Annotated in this window: 4 protein-coding genes; 1 reads left to right on the top strand and 3 read right to left on the bottom strand. The window is 67.8% G+C overall.

Annotated elements, in window-relative coordinates; genetic code table 11:
• Nucleotides 1-91: 91 nt before the first annotated feature.
• Nucleotides 92-874: a hypothetical protein gene (locus ACWELQ_RS43445; protein WP_452402809.1), complete on the bottom strand. Its 783-nt coding sequence runs from the start codon at nt 872-874 to the stop codon at nt 92-94.
• A 57-nt stretch (nt 875-931) separates the two neighbouring features.
• Nucleotides 932-1,309, bottom strand: coding sequence for a DoxX family protein (locus ACWELQ_RS43440; RefSeq protein WP_452402808.1), 378 nt, complete (start codon nt 1,307-1,309; stop codon nt 932-934).
• Nucleotides 1,310-1,374: 65 nt separating this feature from the next.
• Between ACWELQ_RS43440 and ACWELQ_RS43435 the strand changes: the two genes are divergently transcribed.
• Nucleotides 1,375-1,854 (top strand): MarR family transcriptional regulator, encoded by a 480-nt coding sequence (locus tag ACWELQ_RS43435; protein ID WP_452402807.1) that lies wholly within the window; start codon nt 1,375-1,377, stop codon nt 1,852-1,854.
• Nucleotides 1,855-1,856: 2 nt separating this feature from the next.
• Here the strand turns inward: ACWELQ_RS43435 and ACWELQ_RS43430 are convergent.
• Nucleotides 1,857-2,568: LysR family substrate-binding domain-containing protein (locus tag ACWELQ_RS43430; protein ID WP_452402806.1), on the bottom strand; the 712-nt coding region annotated here is incomplete at its 5' end.

Raw genomic sequence — 2,568 nt, 5'->3', positions numbered from 1 at the left:
GCCGAAGGCGAGCAAGGCGAGGGTGAGGTACCCCCGCCGGACGGGCCCACCCCCCGTCAGTGACGGATAGCCGCCCGGCTGTCGGGTCTGCTCACTGGCTCGGGACCACCGCGAGGAACGCGCCTCCGGAGAAGCGCCGGTATCTGGCCGGGCCGCTGCGTAGATTGCCGAACGGCACCGAGGTCGGGTACCCAGCCTCCCTCAGGTCGGCCAGTGCACCGTCCTCTGGGAGGGCCGCGGCCACGGCCACGACCTCGGGGTCGGGGGAGTAGCGGGCATCGGCGACCGATATCGGCGCGACAGTTTTCTCGGCGTCCATGGCCAGGACATCCCCGCCGCGATGGAACCAGTCGGTGAATACGTCTTCGAAGTCGAGTTCACCGAGGTCGTCCTCATCGAGCTCTTCGTGTAGGTCCGGGTGCCGCTCGCCTCCGGAGATCCGCACGGCCAGGTCGAGTCCTTCGGCCAGCGACTCGAACCAGCCGAGCACCGATTCGGCGACCAATGCGGCCGAATCGTCCTCCCAATGGGAGAACACCCGTCCCCACCTACCGGTTTCGGGATCGATATCGGCGTAGTAGGTTTCGGCGGCGGCATTGCGATGCAACTGCCACCAGGTGCCCGACGCCCCGCCCCGACAGCTGGAATTGGCCGGTTGGGTGAAGGTGATCGGGTCGTAGTCGTCGAACCAGATCTCGCCGATCTCCTGGGCCAGCAACCGAATGTCGGCGGGTGCCACCACATTCCACTCGTCGATGGCTTCATCGCTGAGTCCGGGCCCCAAGCGCACCGCGCCTTCGGAGGCGGCCGCCACCGTGCGCAAGCGTGTGACCACCGCCTCGGCCCGTCCCATCGCATCCCCGGAACTCTGCATTCCACCCTCCCCGAATCGGTTCTCCGCGAGGCTATCCCACCCCACCGACCTCGATTGCTATCGGAAGGTGATGGATTGGATGTGCAGGGTCAGGGTTGCGACGGACAAGGCGCAGAACACGATGCCGAGGTAGAACTGTGGGCTGAAGTCCTTGCCGCGGATGTGGGTGTACATGGCGCAGACCCAGTAGAGGATCAGGCCCGCGGCGGCCGCGGGGGCGAGGAGGGGTACGCCGAGCAGGCCGAGGAGCAGGCCGAGGGCTCCGGCCAGTTTGAGGGTGCCGATGGGGAAGACCAGCCACGATTCGGGGACGCCGAGGTTGGCCATGGGTTCGAGGATCGGCTTGATCTTCAGGGCGGCTCCGAGGCCGGATCCGAAGACCAGGGCGGCATTGACGGTGGTGACGACGACTGCGGCGGTGGAGAGGGCAGACATGAACCGTTCCTACGATCGAGGTATTATATGAATCTCATAATATACTGATTCGAGAAGGATATTATATGAGTTCCGTAACACCTGAGGATGCGCGTGCTCGCCGTCGCGTAGTCACCGCCGTCAAGAGCTCGATGCGTGATCTGCGCGGTCAGCTCGCACTGCTCAACCGGCAGGTCGGTGCTCGGCTGGAACTCAAAGAGGCCGATATGGACTGCCTCGACCTGATCACCGCCCAGGGTCCGATCAGTCCCACCGCCCTGGCCCGTGCGGCCCGCCTGCATCCGGCCACCATGACCGGCATCCTCGACCGCCTCGAACGCGCCGGGTTCATCGCGCGCGAACGCGCCGAATCCGATCGCCGCGCGGTGGTCATCCGGGCCGTCCCCGATCGCACGGCCGAGATCTTCGCGCTCTTCTCCGGGATGAACACCGAGATGGACGAGCTCTGCGCGTCCTACAGCACCGCTGAACTGGAACTGCTGGCCGACTTCCTGACTCGCGCCACCGAGGCGGGTCGCCGCTCCACGCATCAGCTCGCCGAGTGACGTCAGGCGCCTGTGGGGTCCGATGCGTATGCGGCGCTTGCGGTTCGGGCGAACGCGTGGATCAGCGGATTGCGGTCGCCCTCGTTCCAGGCGACCACCACCCGGCTCGGCGGCATATCGACGAGGGGGATGGCGACCAGTCCGGGCGGGACCTCGTGCCCGAGCGGCGTGATGCCGATGGTGCCGTTCCAGAGCACGGCTTGCAGGCATTCCTGAACCACGCGCACCACCGGGCCCTCGCGGGTTTCGCCGCCGTTCCAGTACGTCTGCCACAGCGGGTCGGTCCCTGCCGGGAACTGGAACCAGTGCCGGTCGGCAAGGTCGGCCAGCGTCAGCCGGGTTCGCCCGGCCAGCGGGTCGTCGGCGCGCAGCATCGCCCCGACCGGGTCGGCGCGCAGTTCGCGCACGGTCAGGGCGGTGGTGTTGAACGGAGCGCGGGTCACCGCGATATCGACGAGCCCGGCCTTCAATCCGCAGGTGGGATCGGTGAGGTCGGTGTCGCGGATGCGGATGTCGACCTGCGGATGCGCGCGGCGGTAGGCGGCGGCCAGCCGGGTGATGCCCGGGTCGGTGGCGTCGCCCAGGATGCCGACGGTGAGGGTGGTGTTTCCGGCCGCGGCGGCCACCCGCGTGCCGATCCGGTCCGCGTGCGCGAGCAGAGTGCGCGCCTCGTCGAGCAGCACCAGCCCGGCGGCGGTGAGCACGACCCCGTTC

This window comes from Nocardia sp. NPDC004722 (genome assembly GCF_053601505.1).
Note: the sequence above shows the minus strand (reverse complement) of the source record. Positions and strands in the feature narration are given on the sequence as shown.

What these genes read in the sequence shown, in the direction of transcription:
- ACWELQ_RS43440 (WP_452402808.1), bottom strand. Translation starts at nt 1,309, where the DNA reads ATGTCTGCCCTCTCCACCGCCGCAGTCGTCGTCACCACCGTCAATGCC.
- ACWELQ_RS43445 (WP_452402809.1), bottom strand. Translation starts at nt 874, where the DNA reads ATGCAGAGTTCCGGGGATGCGATGGGACGGGCCGAGGCGGTGGTCACA.
- ACWELQ_RS43435 (WP_452402807.1), top strand. Translation starts at nt 1,375, where the DNA reads ATGAGTTCCGTAACACCTGAGGATGCGCGTGCTCGCCGTCGCGTAGTC.